Below are 16,384 nucleotides of genomic sequence, written 5' to 3'. Positions count from 1 at the left end.
AAACAAAGAGAGAACCTGACCATGCTTTCAACTCGCAAGCCCTTCTTCACTGCTTCCAACGGCCGGGCCGCGCTGCTGCTGGCGGCCGGTTTCAGCACCGTCCTGCTGACTGGCTGCGCCAGCTCGCCGGCGTCCAAGGTCGGTGCGACGACCAAGGTCGAGTACTACCCGAGCTGCTACGAGCCGGTGCAGCACCTGCGCGCCACCGATTCGGACATGACCAAGTCGGTCGCCACCGGTGCCCTGATCGGTGCCGTCGGCGGCGCGCTGACCGGCGCCCTGACCGGCAACTCCGACAACCGTGGCCGCAATGCTGCCATCGGTGCTGCCGGTGGTGCTCTGGTCGGCGGTGCAGCCGGTTACTACACCGAGCGCCAGAAGCAGATCAGCGACGACAACCAGCGCATCGGCTCCTACGCCACCGACATCAACAAAAGCGCGGCCGACATGGACCGCAGCACCGCTTACGCCAAAGCCTCCCAGGCGTGCTACCAGCGTGAGTTCGCCAACCTGATGGATGGCCGCAAGAGCAACAAGATCAGCGATGGCGAAGGCCGCAAGCGCCTGGCGGAAATCATCGCCGGCCTGCAGGAGTCGAACAACCTGATCACCGCGGTCAACGGCCGTCTGGGTGAGAACCTCAACAACTACACCCAGGCTTACGAGCAAGACCTCAAGCAGGTCGGCGTACCGCGCAACGATGTGGTGATCGTCGCCGAAGCCCAGGCGCCGGTGCTGGCCACCGGTAACGCCAAGAAGACCAATACCGGCAAGACCAAGACCCCGCCACCGGCGAAGAAAAAGCTGCCAGAGGTACCGAAGGAAGCCGTCGCCACCGAGAAGACCCTGCAGGACGCCAACGCCAAGAAGGCTGAAAGCCAGAAGGTTGCCAGCGCCGGCCAGAGCCAGGTCAACAACATGTGCAAGAACCCGGACATGGGTGACTGGGCACCGGTGCCTTGCCCTAACGTGTAAGGCTTGAGCCACAGCGTCGCCCGGCTCGGTGCCATAAGGCCGGGCGACCTGTGCGCCGTTTCAAGGAAGACCGTTCATGAGTGAGTTACTCAACCGACTGGATAACAATCCGTCGCAATTTTTCGCAAGGCAGCGCATCGAAAGCAGCATCAACCTGCCGAAACTCTTTGCCGCCATCGATGCCGATCCGGGCATTGTCGGTGCTGGGGTGGTGTATATCGATGCGGATTACAACGTGGTGACGCTGCGTGAGTTTCAGCCGATATGCAGTGTGCTACCCAAGCGGGTGATTTTGCGTGAGGCGAAGAAGTATCTGGCGCCTGCGCAGTTTGCCGATCAACTGCAGAACAACCCCCGTGAAGCGCGAGTGGTGAAAGAAGCGGTCAATACCACGCTTGCCTGTGCCAGTGCGATTCTTGGGTGGTTCGTTATGGTCAGCGGCACCATCGCTGTCCCGTTCAGTGGTGGGTTGGGCGCTGTGGTGGCGATTGCGGGCAAGGCCGCAATTGCAGCAGGTGCGATGCAATGCATGATCGGCGTCGCCAGAACCGGCCAGGAAATTATCGATCCATCGTTGAACGACGAACTGGATGCGCAGGAGTGGTTTCGTCACACCTCGAACGTCCTGGATGCCGTGTCACTGATGGGAGTGGGTGCTTCCGGCCTGACCACGGTCAAGTTTCTACAGATGCGCAAGGCTGCAACAGGCAGCAGTTGGTATGAACTGTCCCGAAGTCTGAGCAGGCAGCAACGCAAGGCCCTGACGACAGAGTTGCTGTCGATCAAGCATCCGTCACTAACGGCCAAACAGTTGAAGTTGCAACAGAGCTCTGGCGCATTGCCCAAACGGTACACCCCGACACAGCTGCAACATGCGACCAAAACCCTGATCAAAGACTCCATTGCCGCAACGTTCGGCTTTGCGGGAAGTAACACCGTCCAGACCATTGCGGTGGGCTTGTATGAGGAGTTGGAGTGATGAATTCGTATGAGCGCTGGAAGCACTTCATGACGCATTTCTTTCCAACCTTTCTGGGTGGATTCTTCCTGGCGTGCTTCTCTGCGTCGCTTGCGGTGGTGCTGGCCGCTGCCGCCTACCTGAACCACAATCCGGACCGGGCCAATTACACGCTGGTGTCGCTCATGGTTCTGGCCCTGGTCATCAGTGGTAGTCATATGTTGCTGGTTCGAGGCCGTGCCTGGAGCCTCTGGCCGATCCTGGCAGTAATGCTGGTGGCGATGCTGGTTTCCCTATCCACCTACAGCCATCACATACACGCGGGTGTATTTACCTTTGCGCTGCTGTTTCCTTTGTTGGGCTTTCTTTTGTTCAACAGCAAACGTCATCGGGAGCTGCGCAGCTTCCTGGTTGACCTGCGCAAGGTGCGGTTCGAAGAGACGCAGCAAAGCAAGGCACGTCGTTGACGAAGAGAGCACTATTCCATGGTTCATCTGCATGACGTACCAGGGTTTTTACGGCGTTACTTTCCAAGCTTTATCGGCGCCTTCTTCCTCGTCGCATTTTCATGCGTAATCACCGCAATACTGGTGATTGATCAACGCTTCGGCAGCCGCTCCGATCAGGTAAAAGTTGCCTACTTCCTTATGCTGGTATCGTCCTTGGTGTTGTGCCTGGGCAATTTTCTGGTAGTGCGAGGGCGGCCCTGGGGGGTATGGGTGGTGGTGGCTTTGCTGGCGTTCAACCTGCTGGCGCTACTTTTCAGTTACGCACCGCGCTCAAGTAACTTCGGATTTTTGCTAGCGACAATGTCGCCATTGTTGGCAATGTTGATGTTCAACAGCCAACGCCAGCGAGAAATGCGCAGTCGTCTGGTGGCGATCCGCAAATCGCGTAACAAGTTGTTCAAGGCCGTGCGTGCGGCCAAAGTTCGAGCTCGGAGTCGAGCCTGCCGTTGAGCAAGCGCTTGGTTAACCTATTGCTCTAGAGTCATGGATACATCAAGAAACCAAAGTGCACTGAGGTTGCTGGCTGGAGCTGCTATGAATAGGGCTTCTTTGCCCGGGTGACCCAATCTGCTTCGTCAGCTTTGGAGTACGGGTGTTAGGTTCAAGGAGACCCCATGACCGACTCAAGGATGAGTGGGCTGGGCGCCAGCCCCTCGAGGTACTTTGCGCGCCAACGTGTCGAAAGCCAAACTAATCTGCCCAAGCTGTTTGCCGCCATTGATGCCGACCCCGGTATTGTCGGGGCAGGAGTGGTCTATATCGATGCAGATTACAACATCATCATTCTGCGTGAATTTCAGCCACTGTGTAGTGTGTCGCCCAAACGGGTGATTCTTCGCGAAACCAAGAAATATCTGACCCCTGTACAGTTCTTGGATCAGTTGCGGAATAATCCGCGTGAATCCCGCGTTATTGCAGAAGCATTGAGTGCTTCGGTTGCCTGTGTGAGTGCCTGGTTGGGCTGGAGTGTGGTGTTCAGCGGTACGGTAGCAGTCCCCTTTACTGCTGGCGTCAGCGCAGTGCTGGTACCAATAGGTGCGGCCGCTGCTGCTGCCAGCTCCGCCCAGTGCTTAATAGGTGTGCAGAGAGTTTTCAACGAGGTGCTGGATCCTGCCGAGAATGATCGCCTCGATTCTCTGGAATGGTACCGAAATATGTCATCGATGCTTGAGGCTGTTTCGCTACTCGGTGCAGGTGTTTCTGGAGCCACTACCATCAAGTATCTGCAACTTCGCAAAGCCACTACAGGGCGCAGCTGGAACGACTTGTCGCAACGTTTGAGTCGACAGCAACGTAAGGCGCTCACCGACGAGTTGTTGAAGCTTAAACATCCATCATTGACAGCCAAACAGCTGCGGCTAAAGCAAAGCTTGGGCGAATTGCCGAAACGATACACACCCACCGAATTCAGGCATGGAACGATCAACCTGATCAAAGACTCGTTGGGTGCCACGCTCAGCGTTGCGGGCAGCAGCTACTCGAAAAGCATTGCAATTGGTTTGTATGAGGAGTTTTCGGAATGAATCCAAATCACAGCCCGGAAGGCTTCAAAGCGCGCTACTTCCCCTACTTCATGGCGGCATTCTTCATGGCGTGCCTGTCAATTGGGTGTGCGGTGTCCTTGGCTTCGGCTACCTATTTTGCGGGCTACGCGGATCGGAGTGATTACAGTACCTTTTCCTTGCTGGTGCTTGCCGTATTGGTTTTTATTGGTCACTTCTTGATGGTCCGAGGGCGTCGCTGGGCAGTTTGGATTATTGCCTTTCTGTACTGTGCGAGCTTGATTACGGTAGTACCTACTTACTCGTTTCAACCCCATCGCGGCGTGTATATGCTGGGGTTGCTGTTCCCCCTTATTGGTCTGCTCCTGCTGAACAGCACCGGCCATCGTCAAATGCGCGAGTCTCTCGAGAAGCTTCACCACGAACGCCGGCAAAAACGCCAACATCATTGACCCTGGTTAATATTTGCACAATCACCACCCCCTAAACTGAGGACTCTGCACCCTCAAAGGGGGACATGGCATGACCATTATCGTCACCGGCGCTGCCGGTTTTATCGGTAGCAACCTGGTTCAGGCCCTCAACCAACGCGGCGAAACCGAGATCATCGCGGTCGATGACTTGAGCGATGGCGACAAGTTTCGCAACCTGGCTGACAGCGAAATCGCCGACTACCTGGACAAGGACGATTTTCTCGAACGCTTCGCTCGCGGCCAGTTCGGCAAGGTGCGCGCGGTGCTGCACCAGGGCGCTTGCTCGAGCACCGTCGAAGGCGACGGGCGCTTGATGATGGACAACAACTACCGCTACAGCCGCGACCTGCTCGACGCCGCTCAAGGCCTGCAGGTGCCGCTGCTGTATGCCTCGTCGGCGGCGGTGTATGGCGCCGGGCGCGACTTTCGCGAACAGCGCGAGTGCGAGCGGCCATTGAACGTATATGGCTACTCGAAATTCCTCTTCGACCAGCGCGTGCGCCGGCAACTGCCCCAGGCGCGCAGCCAGATCGTCGGCCTGCGTTACTTCAACGTCTACGGCCCCCACGAGCAGCACAAGGGCGCCATGGCCTCGGTGGCCCTGCACTGCTTCAACCAGTACCAGGCCAACGGCAAGGTCAGCCTGTTCGGCAGCTATGGCGACTACCCCAGCGGCGGCCACCTGCGCGATTTCGTGGCGGTCGAGGATGTGGTCAAGGTCAACCTGTTCTTCCTCGACCGGCCGCAGCTGAGCGGCCTCTTCAACGTCGGCAGCGGCCGCGCCCAGCCTTTCAATGACGTGGCCTTGGCAGTGATCAACCGCCTGCGCGAGCAGCAGGACCAGCCGCCGCTGTCGCTGGAGATGGCCCTGCTGGAGGGCATTCTTGAATACAGCGAATTTCCCGAGCACCTGCGCGGCAAGTACCAGTGCTACACCTGCGCCGACCTTGAGCGCTTGCGCAGCGTTGGCTATGAGCAGCCAACGCTGACGGTGGAGCAGGGTGTGGCGCGTTACTGCGACTGGTTGCAGCGCACGCCATAGTCAGTGCTGGCGCAAGGTCTTCAGGTCGCCCTTGCCCGAGGTCTCGCGCAGGTACTCCTGCAGTGAGTCATCCAGCGCGTTGAGCCAGCGGGTATGGTGCGGCACGGCCGCGGTACCGGTGATCACCGAGCGGTAGGACTTGTCGCGGTAACCCATAATGTCCTGCTTTTTGTCCGACTTCCATTTGAGGAAAATCCGGTTCACTGCGTCGATATCGAAGCTCGGGTAATCGGTCTGCTCGATCAGGTGCTTGATATAGCGGCCCTGGAACTCGTACATCGAGGCGGTCGACTCCAGCGCCAGTTCCTCGGCCCGCCACTGTGCGCTGTCGGCAGCCATTGCCGCCGGCTGCGGCAGCTTGATGCGCCCGAGCATGTAGTCGCGGGCAAACCAGGCCTGAGCGTCGAACAGATTGAAGCTGTACCAGAGGTCTTGCATGCCGAGGTAGATCAGCTGCGGGTTGTGTTCCCAGACAACCCCTTGGTACAGCCCGGCAGGCCACAGGCGGTTGCTGGTCTTGAGCGTCAGCTCGTCGGGCAGGAACGGGAAGTGATGCTGGTAGCCGGTGCAGAGGATGATGGCATCCACGCGCTTGCTCGAACCGTCGGCAAAGAACGCCATCTCGCCCTCGACCCGCAGCAACTGCGGCCGCTCTTCCCAGCCTTTGGGCCATTTGTAGCCCATGGGCTGGGTGCGGTAGGCACTGGTGATCGAGCGCGCACCGTACTTGAAGCATTGCGAGCCGATGTCTTCGGCCGAATAGCTGCTGCCGACAATCAGCACATCCTTGCCCTTAAACTCCACCGCCTCACGGAAATCATGAGCGTGAAGGATGCGCCCGGAGAAGCGCTCGAAGCCGTCGAATTCCGGCACATGCGGGGTAGAAAAATGCCCGCTGGCGACCACCACGAAGTCGAACACCTGCTCGATCCCCTGGCCGGTGCCGTAGTCATAGGCACTGACGGTAAAGGTGCGGCTGGCCTGATCAAAGCGTACTGCCTTGACGGCGGTATTGAAGCGAATGTAATCCCGCACACCGGCCTTTTTTACCCGGCCCTGGATGTAATCCCAGAGCACCTCGCGCGGTGGATAAGACGAAATCGGCCGCCCGAAATGTTCATCAAAGCTGTAGTCGGCGAACTCCAGGCATTCCTTCGGCCCGTTCGACCACAGGTAGCGGTACATGCTGCCGTGCACCGGCTCGCCATGCTCGTCCAGGCCGGTGCGCCAGGTGTAGTTCCACATCCCGCCCCAGTCGGCCTGTTTCTCGAAGCACACCACCTCGGGCATCTCGGCACCCTGGGCATGAGCGGATTGAAAGGCACGCAACTGCGCCAGGCCGGACGGGCCTGCGCCGATAATGGCAATACGAATAGTCATAAGATTTCCTGACAGAAAACACTGAAAAAATGCAAAGCGACTCCAGCCCTGAACGGCAGAACCGAGGGCGAGAGGAAGCGGAAACTTCAGGTGTCAGCTGGCAGGTGGAGGGACAGGGCGCTTGCGCTTGTGCGCGAGCAAAACGTCGCGAGGTGGAATCGACAAGGTGTGGAACAGCGTCGAGAGGGGGGAGCTGGTCAGCGAAGGGCTAGCGACAGCGTTGGGCCCGTAAGGCTTGCCGAACAGCGCGGCAAACGGGCCTGAAGGGCGAAAGATACGTGTGGTCTCGTACATGGCGGGCTGATTCTGCCTCTTTTTGGTTATGGATGCCTTTTTAGCTATAACGGATGGGGGAGAGGATTACAAGGTGGGGGCTTGGCAGAATCTCATACTCGACCGCTGACGGACTTGCGCTTCACCCTCGCGCAGTGGTTCTGATTTGCATTGCAAGGCGCAGTGCACGTCGGATGTCTGCATTAATATCATCGCTATCTTCCAGGCCAACAGAGATTCGCACCAAGCCGTCCGGCACGCCTATTTTTTCCAGGTCGGTGCTGCCCTCCCTGCTAAAACTACCGTAGTGATAACATAAGGACTCAATATTGCCGAAGGTTGTACCTATTCGGATAAGCTGCAGATGACGAACAAAGCTTGTAGCCGTTTCTCGCGATGGAAAAACAATGGCGATAAGGCCTGTATGCAATGACGGAGAAATTCCGTTGGTTTGCGCACTTTTAGTCGACCAGACTGCACGCCACTCCAGCTTCGGAAACTCCTCGCGCAGCATGGCGATCACCGCATGTGCATTATCGGTATGTTTTTTTAATCGCAGTGGCAGTGTCCTTAGTCCTCGTATAGTGAGCCAGGCCGAGAACGGATCTACTATGAGCCCTGCACTGTCCCTGTGATACTTCAATGCCTTGAACAGGTCCGGTTCATTGGTACTGAGCATGCCGCCCATCACATCGCCGTGACCGTTGATGTGTTTGGTGATGGAATATAATGTTACTGCAGCCCCCAGGGAAAGTGGCTTTTGGCAGGCAGGTGTAAGAAAGGTGTTATCAACAACAAGAAGAATGCCACGCTTGTTGCAAAGCTCTGCCAAGTCAGGAATGTTGATATCTAAAAATGCTGGGTTGGTGGGGGCTTCGATAAAGATCATTTTCGTGTTGGCTTGGATCGCGCACTCAAATGTCGCCGCTTGGTATTTGTCGATAAGCGACATTTCAATCCCGCGATGGTTGACTTCATAATTAAGCTGCTCAATGATTTCGTAAAATACACTGTGGGGCACGATGACATGATCGCCTGCGCTCAACAGGGCGCGAAAAGCAAGCAGGCAGGCGGTCATTCCGCTATTGACCGCGAGGCTATAGGAGCAGTGTTCAATGGCTCGAAATTTCGCTTCTAAAATTGAAACGGTAGGGTTTGCATAACGTTGGTAGGCAAAATTCTCCTGCTCTGCATTGCCTAGCATCTCTCTGCCTTCTTCAATTGAATTCAGGAGTGTTGCAGAGTTACAAATGAGCGCTGGAACTGGAAACTGACTCAGGCCATTCTCATGTTGCCCTAAATGGATCGCCTGGGTAGCGATACCTAAAGAAGGAGAAAGAAAATAGTCACGGCATGGTAGTTCGCGTGGGCGCTTTTTTTCTGCTGGGCTCATGAAAGGCCTGGTTCCGAAAGGTAATGAGAGACGCTTTGACGGCAATGGTTACGTCAGAGGGGCGTATGACGAGATTTAAAGCTCGTTTGACAATGACCAGGCCGTCATGGCCACGACGGCTTTGCTGTTTACTCGTATTGATAGCAGGGGACAACTTTTCCGCCCAGTGAGACAATCGAAAATCTTTCCATTTTTGGCATGACCGCACAGGCCAGGCTAACCTGGTTGGGGCTGGAATGTAGTTCTTTTATCCAAAGGGGATGATTGGCTTTAAAACACTCATTTTTTAAATGGGACAAGTGTAGCGCCAGTGGAATTTTTTCCGGGTCTTGAGGCATCGGGTAAGGTACTGTTTTGGCACGCTGGGTAGCCCCAAACGCCATGCGTAAGCAGCGCAGCAACTTTGGGTTTTTGGCCAGGTTGTTTTTTGAACTGGTCCACTCTTGTGTGACGTGCTGCACACCTTCAGCGACTTTGTATTGCTGCACCAGCTCCTTGATCGCACGTGCTGCGGCATGGCTCGGGTAAAGTGAACAGCCGCCACCAACGACATGAATATCAGCGATCGTCTTCTCCGGGCAGTAGGCAATAAAAACGGGATAGTCTATTTGACTAGAGGCGTCAAATACCTCGATTGAAGCACCTATGGCAGTTTCTGCATCACGCAAGGTGTTTAACAGATGCTCTGGCATTGAATTGTCAATAATCTTTCTTATCGGCTCTTTTGAATCATAAAAGAAATGTTGTGCAATAAAGCGCCCAATGCCATGGCGCTCTATGACTTCGCTCGCGGCATGAATTGCCGCTTCCGTAAATCCCACACCCGCCGCCACACCGGTACCGCAGGAGTATCGGCGCGCAGCGCTATAGTCGGTATCATCGCCGGGAAGCGACTCGTTGGCATACTGATGGTTAATCAGAAATGACGGATAGAGTAACTCAACGCCTGCGGATGCTTCATGCGCCTCGAAGGAAAGTACAGCCATCTGTGATGCGCCGGCGTGGCGAAGCATTTGCATCGGCAGTATGTTTTGCAAGGACGGTTGAGAAACAACCGAATCAAAACAATGCAGTGCGCTATGCTTTCGTAGTTGAAAGGGGCCCATGTAATGCTCATAAGCCTCGAACTTCGCACCCACACGAGCCTCTGCTTCATAGCCTTTGCCACAACCGACACATTCTATGCCGCTACTGTCATAGGGGAGGTGAAGGGTGGCAACAGTGCTGGACAGCGGACTACCGTAACGGCGTAGGGTTAAATGAATTCCTTCGCTGGAAAAGTGCTGATCGATTGCGCTTTCTGCATCGTCCAGTGACAACGTACGCTCTGGGGCAATTGTTTTCATAGGCAGGAAGTTTCCATATAAGCCAAAAAATGAGGCGAAAAAATCGCCTCATTCATTTTCGTTACTCAGCCAGTATGGAGAGCTCTTCCGGGGTGAAATCTTCTTCTGCTATGACAGACTCTACTTCGTCGTCAGTGGGTTGGTCGACTTTGAATTCGTTGATATACATGCAGCACCACATACCCATGGGAATATCCTTTTTTTATTTGATTTAAGTGTGCACTTTTTAACAGGTGCAATGAGAGATTAGTTCGTATGGCTTTGGCTGCACATAGGAAAAATCCCGATTCTATGAGTGATTATGTTTTTTTGAGGGTGCTATTTATTTCTGCACTACTCAGAAATAAGACTCTGGCTTGGGGCATCGGCGTTGACACCGGATCGGGCCAAGTTCTTAGGGGGTAGGTGCAGTGGCGAATGTGACAAACTGGGTTGATCAGCGGAGGTGATCAAGCGCACTGCGGTTGCGATTTAGACGCCGCCTTCAGCAGCTCATTGCGGGCAAGCCTGCTCCCAACCGGCGGGTGTGCCCACGCAAACAAAAAAGGCCCACCTTGCGGTGAGCCTTTTTTTACTGTGTATGGTGCCGGCACCAGGAATCGAACCCGGGACCTACTGATTACAAGTCAGTTGCTCTACCATCTGAGCTATACCGGCACAGGGGCGTCATTATAGCGATCAGTTTGCGTCTGTAAACCACTTCTGCAACATTCCTCGCGATACCCGGTTTCAGCGGGCATCGCGGGGTGTTTTGTTACCAGCCGCGGTGCATTGTGGTGGCGCTGGGTTCGGCTTTGGTGGGGTCGAATATCAGCGGTTTGTAGCGGCAATCATGCTTTTTACAGTGCTCTCGGCAGCCGTGCTTTTTCTTGCAGCTGTAGGCCGGGCCGGTGTAGCCCTTGTCGCCGTATATCTGCATCTGCGGGATTTCCCAGCCAGACATCGGGGTGTAGTCGCCGCTGGTGCAGCCGCTCAGGTAGAGCGCGCACGCCAGCAGGAGGAAGGATCTGATAATGGCCACAGGCAATTCCGTTTGGTCGAAGTGTCAGTGTTTGTGTGTGTCGAGGTAGTGCTGGATGGCGTGGCGGTCTCTGCTGAAGTCCGGCCCGGGGAAGCTCTGGTTGCCGTACATCTGCATGGGCGGCACTTGCCAGTCGGACCGGGGTGGCGGGACTTGCCAGTCGGACATGAAGGCGCAGCCGCTGAGGTAAAACGCGAACGCAAGCAGGGCGATGGATCTGATGATATCCACAGTCAATTCCGTTTATTCGAGGCGTCAGTCTTTGTTGAGGATGCGCTGGATGGTGCCGCCGCAAGATTGGTAGCAGCTGTCGTAGTCGCTGCCGCACGAGTAGCTGGAGCCGCTGTTGAACGGGTAGCTGGGGTAGTAGCAGCTTTTGCGCGCTTCTTTTTTGCTCTTGCCGGCCTGGCACAGCTGGTAGTTTCTGTAGTTGGCCTGGTACAGGGCGTGGTCGCTGTTTTCCTGCAGGCGCGCCATCTGTTTGCAGTGGTTGCGTTCCATCGAGCAGGAGTTGATGCAGTTCATGCCCGCCATGCTGGGCGGTGGGGAGTATCTATAGGTATAGCTGGGGCCGCAGCCGCCGAGCAGGCCGACGGCCAGCACTAGCGCAGCGCGCCATTTGAGTGAATTGCTCACGAGTTGCCAGTTCCTTGTTCATTCCTCGCTGAACTCCAGCAGGTCACCTGGCTGGCAGTTCAACGCGCGACAGAGCTTCTCGAGGGTTTCCATCTTGAAACCCTTGATCTTGCCGTTTTTCAGCAACGACAGGTTCGCCTCCGTAATACCGATAATCTCGGCCAGATCCTTGGAGCGGATCTTGTTCTTGGCCATGACTACATCGAGTCGAATAATTATCGGCATAGGGGCAGGCTAGACATAACAGTTGTGTTCATCGCTGATGGTTTTGGCGTCACGCATGAGGAGTGAGAAGGCGCAGAGGAAAATGCCTTTCATGATCTCGTAAACCGCCTGGGATGATACACCGATCGATACGCTGAAGCTTCTCTCGCCTTTGGGCAGGTCGATGGAGAACGCCAGGCCCTGCAAGGTGCCGATCATCGGCCAGACCATCGGCAAGCCGATGCACAGCAAGCCCACCCACCAGAGCATCTTGATGTTTTGCGTCGTCCAGGTTTCACCCCGGGACAGGCGCAGGAAGAACAAGCCGGTCAGGTACAAGGCAAAGGCCGAGAGGCTGGCGGGGATCAGTTCCAGGCCGATCACCAGGCCCAGGGCCAGGTGCGAAGGCTGGTAATCCGGGGCCAGCAGCAGCGGCATGTTTTCACCGAAGCTTTGCAGGTAGGCGCCTTGCACCTGGGCTTTTTCGAACACCCACAATAGTACGTTGCCGCCGAACTCGACGATCCCTGTACCCCAGGCGAGTACCGCCGCGAATGCACCGATCACTCGCAGACGCGATCTCGCGTAAGCCACTGTCTTACTGTTCATGGTTTCCCTCCGTGCTAGTTGAGCGGGGTGCATTATTTGTGAAAAATTATCGTATTACAATAATTAATTGTGATTTTGCCGAAGGTGCGGCGTTTTGACACGAGGGTGAGGTGGGATCTTACGGGGGATCGCGGGGCAAGCCCGCTCCTACAGGGTGGGAGCGGGCTTGCCCCGCGATGCCTTTATCAGGCCGGGTAATATAATTTACGAACCTTTCTGCAACCTTTAAGGGCTTTCACCTAAATACGGACTGAAAGACGCGAAAATTAATTAGTCATTTTCTATCGATTTGACTTTAGCGATGCCTTGAGCTAATTTGTTGTTCATTATGTTGAACACTAAAGCGTTTCCGCTCCTCACCTCCCGCCTGGTTTCCCGTGAACGTCACTGGACCGGCGACCTCTAGCGCCTCCCCCGACAAACAGCCTTTTTCTTCTCTTTGTCTGTAGCCGTCAGCGCGATTTCGCTCGGTTTGTGTCGCCCGTGGGAGGGCATCATGCGTTCCTGGATCTATCTGTTTATCGCCATCACCGCCGAGGTGATCGGCACCGCGTCGATGAAATTCGCCGCCAGTCATTTCCCCATTCTTGGTCACGGGTTGATGTACCTGATGATCGGCCTGTCGTACTTTTTCCTGGCACTGGCGGTAAAACGCGTGCCGGTGGGCGTGGCCTACGCCCTGTGGGAAGGCATCGGCATCGTGTTGATCACCCTGATCAGCGTCACTTGGCTGGGCGAGAGCCTGGGCCTGCTCAAGGCCGCCGGCCTGGGCGTGATGATCGCCGGTATCCTGCTGATCAAGTCGGGTACCCGCGCCGCACCTGCCCCGCGCAATATGGAGGCCCTGCCATGCTGAGCATGAACTGGATTCCCTTCGCCTGGCTGGGCCTGGCGATCGTGCTGGAAGTGATCGCCAACCTGCTGCTCAAGTATTCCGACGGTTTTAAAAAGCGCGGCCTGGGCATTGCTTCGATTCTCTGTGTGCTGGCCGCCTTTACCGCACTGGCCCAGGCTGTGCGAGATATCGAACTGTCGCTGGCTTACGCCATCTGGGGTGGCTTCGGCATCCTCGCCACCGTGGCCATGGGTTGGGCACTGTTCGGTCAGCGCCTGGTAGGCCGCGGCTGGTTGGGCCTGGCGCTGTTGCTGGTGGGCATGAGCCTGCTGAAACTGGCCTGATTCAACCTGCTTAGTGCTATTCGCGCGAAGGCTTATGCACAAGCCGCATGCCAAACAGGTGCGCATTGCATCGGAGCAACGCCCGCCGTTGGTCTTTGCGCAAATGGCTGTTTTTGCTGGCGATTAATCAGTGAACAAAAAATGACCAGCCTGTGAAAGCGCTTGGATCCACGAATTTGCTGGGGTTCGGCGCAAGGTTGCGCACAGACTTATCCACAGGCTGAGCGCCGTTACCGGCGTTCGGCCAACAGCAGCAGGTTGCGCGGGGTGAGAGGCTGTTCGCAAAACACCCCGAGCTGTACCTGGTAGGACTGTTCCTCCAGGAACAGTGCGCGATCCAGCACCAGCCATAATTCCAGCGGGCGGCGGAACAGATTGCGCAGCAATTCCAGGTTGCGCACCTGGGCCAGGCGCTGCCAGCCGGCCGCTTCCAATGCTGGCCAATCAGGCTCGGCACCTGGCTGCAATTCCTTGAGTTCGGCAAGGCCCCGGCAGTAGTCGGCGAACGGCTTGTGCAGCCAACTGACCGGCAGCGAAGGCGTCGGCAGGTACTCATCTACCCCACGCAACTGCCGTTGCCACAGATCGAAACCCAGGCGCCTGGCCATGGACTCGTCACGCTGGCGGCGTACCCGCGCACCTGCGGTAACGGTTTCGCTGAGCGGCAAGCCAAGATCATCAATCGACAACTGCAGGCCAGATGCCTTGGCGGCTGTGGATAACGGCTGGTACTGCGGCGCCTGGATGCGGTTGTAGCAGCACGGCGCGATGGCCAGTTGGCGGCAACCCTTGAGGCTTGCCAGTTGCATCAGGCGTACATGCAGGTCGCCACAGGCGTGCAGGGCCACTGCGGTGTGCTCGGCGCTCAGTTGCTGGGCGGCGCTATCGGCCAGTACATCCTGCAGGCGGTGCTCGGCGGGCAGTTGGTGATGCTGGCTGAGGGCGCTGCCGGCTTCGACCAGCGCCGGGTCGTATTCCAGGCAGGTCAGTTGCTGACTATGAGGCTGCAGCAAGCGCCGGCCCAGATGACCTTTGCCGGCGCACCAGTCCAGCCAGTGCCGTGGGCTGTGGATAAAACCCAGGTGGCTGGCGAAGGCTTCGATCTGCTGCCATTTGCGCCCCGGCACGTCGACATTCAGGCGAGGGCCAGCAGGGGGCAGGGCAACGGTGGATAACTCGCCGATGGCAGACAGCGCTGCCGCCCGGCGTGCCAGCTGAGGAAAAGGCGCCGGTGCAGCGAGTTGCTCGGGGTGATTGTGCGCCGCTTCCGCCTCGCTCAACGAGCGCTGGCGCAACCAGTCGGCGAGGGCGCGGTATTCGGTTTCCCACGGCAGTTGCAACTGGGTGAAAGGCCGTGGCCGCCACAGCGCCTGATGCTCGCGCAGAAAGTCGTCCAGCGCCTGGAAGCGGCTGAGCAGTTGGTCGGCGCAGAGGGGGAGGGCAGTGGTCATGAGCGGATACGAAAACGGGGCTGAGATCAGCCCCGTTATACAGGTTTATCGACCCTGGCAGGCGTCGACGCGCAGCCAGCGTTCCAGCTGCTTGAAGGCTTGCACCAGCAAGAAGGAGATCAGCAGGTAGAACAGTCCCGCCGCGAAGAAGATCTCCACCGGCAGGTAGGTCCGGGCGATGATCGTCCGTGCCATGCCGGTCAGCTCCAGCAGGGTAACGGTACTCGCCAGGGCACTGGCCTTGAGCATCAGGATCACTTCGTTGCTGTAGGCCGGCAGGCCGATGCGGGCGGCACGCGGCAGCATGATGTAGAGCATTGCCTTGGCCCGGGACATGCCCAGGGCCCGCGCCGCTTCGATCTCGCCACGGGGGATGGCCTGCAGCGCGCCACGCAGGATTTCTGCGATGTAGGCGGCAGTGTGCAGGGTCATGGTCAGCACCGTGCACCAGAACGGATCGCGCAGGTACGGCCACAAGGCGCTGTTGCGCACGGCATCGAACTGGGCCAGCCCGTAATACACCAAAAACAGCTGCACCAGCAGCGGCGTACCGCGGAAGAAGAAAATGTAGCCGTAAGGCAGGGCCCGTACGTACCAGAGCCGCGAAGAGCGGGCGATACCCAGTGGAATGGCGAGGATCAGCCCGGCGATGACCGCGATGGCGACCAGCTCGAGCGTCAGCGTGGCGCCCTGGGCCAGGCGTGGCAGCCACTTGATGATGACTTCCCAGTTCATTGGTTGGCCCTCGCGAAGCCGCGACCGGCGCGTTTTTCCATGAAGTGCATGCCGGTCATGGCCAGGACGGTAAGGCCCAGGTAAATGATGGCGGCGACCATGTAGAAGGTGAAGGGTTGCTTGCTCACGGTCACGGCGATTTGCGAATGACGCATGATTTCTTCCAGGCCGATTACCGAGACCAGCGCGGTGTCTTTCATCAGGATCATGAACAGATTGCCCAGCCCCGGCAGGGCGATGCGCCACATTTGCGGCAGCACCAGCCTGGAGAAGATCCGCCCCTTGGACAGACCGAGCGCCAGGCCGGCTTCACGGTGGCCCTTGGGGATCGCCAGCAGCGCACCACGGAACACTTCCGTGGCATAGGCGCCGAAGCACAGGCCCAGGGCAATCACGCCTGCGGCAAAGGCATTGAGCTCAAGGCCGGGAATATTCAGAAGCTCGCCCAGCCGGTTCATCAGGCTGACGGTGCCAAAGTAGATCAACAGCACCCAGAGCAGTTCCGGCACGCCGCGAACCAGTGTGGAGTAGAAACCACCCAGCCATTGCAGGGGTTTGTAGGGTGAGGTCTTGGCCAGGGCGCCAAGCAGTCCCAGTACCAGCCCCAGGAGCAGGGCCGACAATGCGAGTTTGACGGTCATCAGCGTCCCGGCCATCAGGGCCGGACCGAATCCGTAAAGATCAATATTCATGGGCAG

At 57.2% G+C, this 16,384-nt stretch carries 20 protein-coding genes and 1 tRNA gene; 9 read left to right on the top strand and 12 right to left on the bottom strand.

The window, feature by feature from the left end; genetic code table 11:
- Nucleotides 1-21 precede the first annotated feature (21 nt).
- The 7 genes from tagQ to rfaD all read left to right on the top strand — a co-directional run bounded on the left by tagQ (nucleotide 22) and on the right by rfaD (nucleotide 5,459).
- Nucleotides 22-975, top strand: coding sequence for a type VI secretion system-associated lipoprotein TagQ (gene tagQ / locus ACZ9A3_RS22115; RefSeq protein ID WP_093378542.1), 954 nt, complete (start codon nucleotides 22-24; stop codon nucleotides 973-975).
- 76 nt (nucleotides 976-1,051) lie between these two features.
- Entirely contained in the window at nucleotides 1,052-1,954 is a 903-nt protein-coding gene (locus tag ACZ9A3_RS22110; protein ID WP_213603002.1) for an NAD synthetase, read from the top strand.
- Complete coding sequence (locus tag ACZ9A3_RS22105) at nucleotides 1,954-2,400, top strand: hypothetical protein (protein ID WP_213603004.1); 447 nt, start codon at nucleotides 1,954-1,956, stop codon at nucleotides 2,398-2,400. The genes ACZ9A3_RS22110 and ACZ9A3_RS22105 overlap by 1 nt, the downstream gene beginning before the upstream one ends.
- 18 nt (nucleotides 2,401-2,418) lie before the next feature.
- Entirely contained in the window at nucleotides 2,419-2,892 is a 474-nt protein-coding gene (locus ACZ9A3_RS22100; RefSeq protein ID WP_213603006.1) for a hypothetical protein, read from the top strand.
- Nucleotides 2,893-3,056: 164 nt separating this feature from the next.
- Nucleotides 3,057-3,965 (top strand): NAD synthetase, encoded by a 909-nt coding sequence (locus ACZ9A3_RS22095; RefSeq protein ID WP_213603008.1) that lies wholly within the window; start codon nucleotides 3,057-3,059, stop codon nucleotides 3,963-3,965.
- Nucleotides 3,962-4,396, top strand: a complete 435-nt coding sequence (locus ACZ9A3_RS22090) for a hypothetical protein (RefSeq protein WP_213603010.1) — start codon at nucleotides 3,962-3,964, stop codon at nucleotides 4,394-4,396. The genes ACZ9A3_RS22095 and ACZ9A3_RS22090 overlap by 4 nt, the downstream gene beginning before the upstream one ends.
- A 70-nt stretch (nucleotides 4,397-4,466) precedes the next feature.
- Nucleotides 4,467-5,459: an ADP-glyceromanno-heptose 6-epimerase gene (gene rfaD, locus ACZ9A3_RS22085; protein ID WP_258595250.1), complete on the top strand. Its 993-nt coding sequence runs from the start codon at nucleotides 4,467-4,469 to the stop codon at nucleotides 5,457-5,459.
- Here rfaD and ACZ9A3_RS22080 read toward each other — a convergent pair whose 3' ends face one another.
- The 9 genes from ACZ9A3_RS22080 to ACZ9A3_RS22040 all read right to left on the bottom strand — a co-directional run bounded on the left by ACZ9A3_RS22080 (nucleotide 5,460) and on the right by ACZ9A3_RS22040 (nucleotide 12,321).
- Nucleotides 5,460-6,839, bottom strand: a complete 1,380-nt coding sequence (locus tag ACZ9A3_RS22080) for an NAD(P)-binding domain-containing protein (RefSeq protein ID WP_476253118.1) — start codon at nucleotides 6,837-6,839, stop codon at nucleotides 5,460-5,462.
- A gap of 415 nt (nucleotides 6,840-7,254) precedes the next feature.
- Nucleotides 7,255-8,505 (bottom strand): trans-sulfuration enzyme family protein, encoded by a 1,251-nt coding sequence (locus tag ACZ9A3_RS22075; protein WP_476253117.1) that lies wholly within the window; start codon nucleotides 8,503-8,505, stop codon nucleotides 7,255-7,257.
- Between the two features lie 128 nt (nucleotides 8,506-8,633).
- A complete protein-coding gene (locus tag ACZ9A3_RS22070; protein ID WP_476253116.1) occupies nucleotides 8,634-9,851 on the bottom strand; it encodes a YcaO-like family protein in 1,218 nt (405 codons plus the stop codon).
- A gap of 581 nt (nucleotides 9,852-10,432) precedes the next feature.
- Nucleotides 10,433-10,508 (bottom strand) — tRNA-Thr (locus ACZ9A3_RS22065).
- A gap of 97 nt (nucleotides 10,509-10,605) precedes the next feature.
- A complete protein-coding gene (locus ACZ9A3_RS22060; RefSeq protein ID WP_093378572.1) occupies nucleotides 10,606-10,872 on the bottom strand; it encodes a hypothetical protein in 267 nt (88 codons plus the stop codon).
- Nucleotides 10,873-10,896: 24 nt separating this feature from the next.
- Nucleotides 10,897-11,103, bottom strand: a complete 207-nt coding sequence (locus ACZ9A3_RS22055) for a hypothetical protein (protein ID WP_093378575.1) — start codon at nucleotides 11,101-11,103, stop codon at nucleotides 10,897-10,899.
- Between the two features lie 24 nt (nucleotides 11,104-11,127).
- Nucleotides 11,128-11,508 carry a hypothetical protein gene (locus ACZ9A3_RS22050; RefSeq protein WP_093378578.1) on the bottom strand — a complete coding sequence of 127 codons (381 nt, stop codon included), beginning with the start codon at nucleotides 11,506-11,508 and terminating at the stop codon, nucleotides 11,128-11,130.
- An 18-nt stretch (nucleotides 11,509-11,526) separates the two neighbouring features.
- Nucleotides 11,527-11,733 (bottom strand): helix-turn-helix domain-containing protein, encoded by a 207-nt coding sequence (locus ACZ9A3_RS22045; RefSeq protein WP_010221299.1) that lies wholly within the window; start codon nucleotides 11,731-11,733, stop codon nucleotides 11,527-11,529.
- Nucleotides 11,734-11,742: 9 nt separating this feature from the next.
- A complete protein-coding gene (locus ACZ9A3_RS22040) occupies nucleotides 11,743-12,321 on the bottom strand; it encodes a hypothetical protein (protein WP_010221300.1) in 579 nt (192 codons plus the stop codon).
- Between the two features lie 496 nt (nucleotides 12,322-12,817).
- Here ACZ9A3_RS22040 and ACZ9A3_RS22035 point away from each other — a divergent pair, with 496 nt between their 5' ends.
- Nucleotides 12,818-13,177, top strand: a complete 360-nt coding sequence (locus ACZ9A3_RS22035; RefSeq protein ID WP_038998273.1) for a multidrug/spermidine efflux SMR transporter subunit MdtJ — start codon at nucleotides 12,818-12,820, stop codon at nucleotides 13,175-13,177.
- Complete coding sequence (gene mdtI, locus ACZ9A3_RS22030) at nucleotides 13,171-13,500, top strand: multidrug/spermidine efflux SMR transporter subunit MdtI (RefSeq protein ID WP_038998274.1); 330 nt, start codon at nucleotides 13,171-13,173, stop codon at nucleotides 13,498-13,500. Before ACZ9A3_RS22035 ends, mdtI begins: the two co-directional genes overlap by 7 nt.
- Nucleotides 13,501-13,730: 230 nt before the next feature.
- On the opposite strand, the gene ACZ9A3_RS22025 is transcribed toward mdtI, so the two are convergent.
- From ACZ9A3_RS22025 to ACZ9A3_RS22015, 3 genes are read right to left on the bottom strand one after another with little or no spacing between them, the layout of a single operon-like run.
- Nucleotides 13,731-14,951 (bottom strand): methyltransferase, encoded by a 1,221-nt coding sequence (locus ACZ9A3_RS22025; protein WP_093378587.1) that lies wholly within the window; start codon nucleotides 14,949-14,951, stop codon nucleotides 13,731-13,733.
- Nucleotides 14,952-14,996: 45 nt separating this feature from the next.
- Nucleotides 14,997-15,686: an ABC transporter permease gene (locus ACZ9A3_RS22020; protein ID WP_093378590.1), complete on the bottom strand. Its 690-nt coding sequence runs from the start codon at nucleotides 15,684-15,686 to the stop codon at nucleotides 14,997-14,999.
- The gene (locus tag ACZ9A3_RS22015) at nucleotides 15,683-16,378 is read right to left on the bottom strand and encodes an ABC transporter permease (RefSeq protein ID WP_045202307.1); all 696 of its coding nucleotides are present in this window, start codon (nucleotides 16,376-16,378) and stop codon (nucleotides 15,683-15,685) included. The genes ACZ9A3_RS22020 and ACZ9A3_RS22015 overlap by 4 nt, the downstream gene beginning before the upstream one ends.
- Between the last annotated feature and the right edge of the window lie 6 nt (nucleotides 16,379-16,384).

It is taken from the genome of Pseudomonas sp. TE4620 (assembly GCF_056279045.1).
This window is presented reverse-complemented; position numbering and strand designations above follow the sequence as displayed.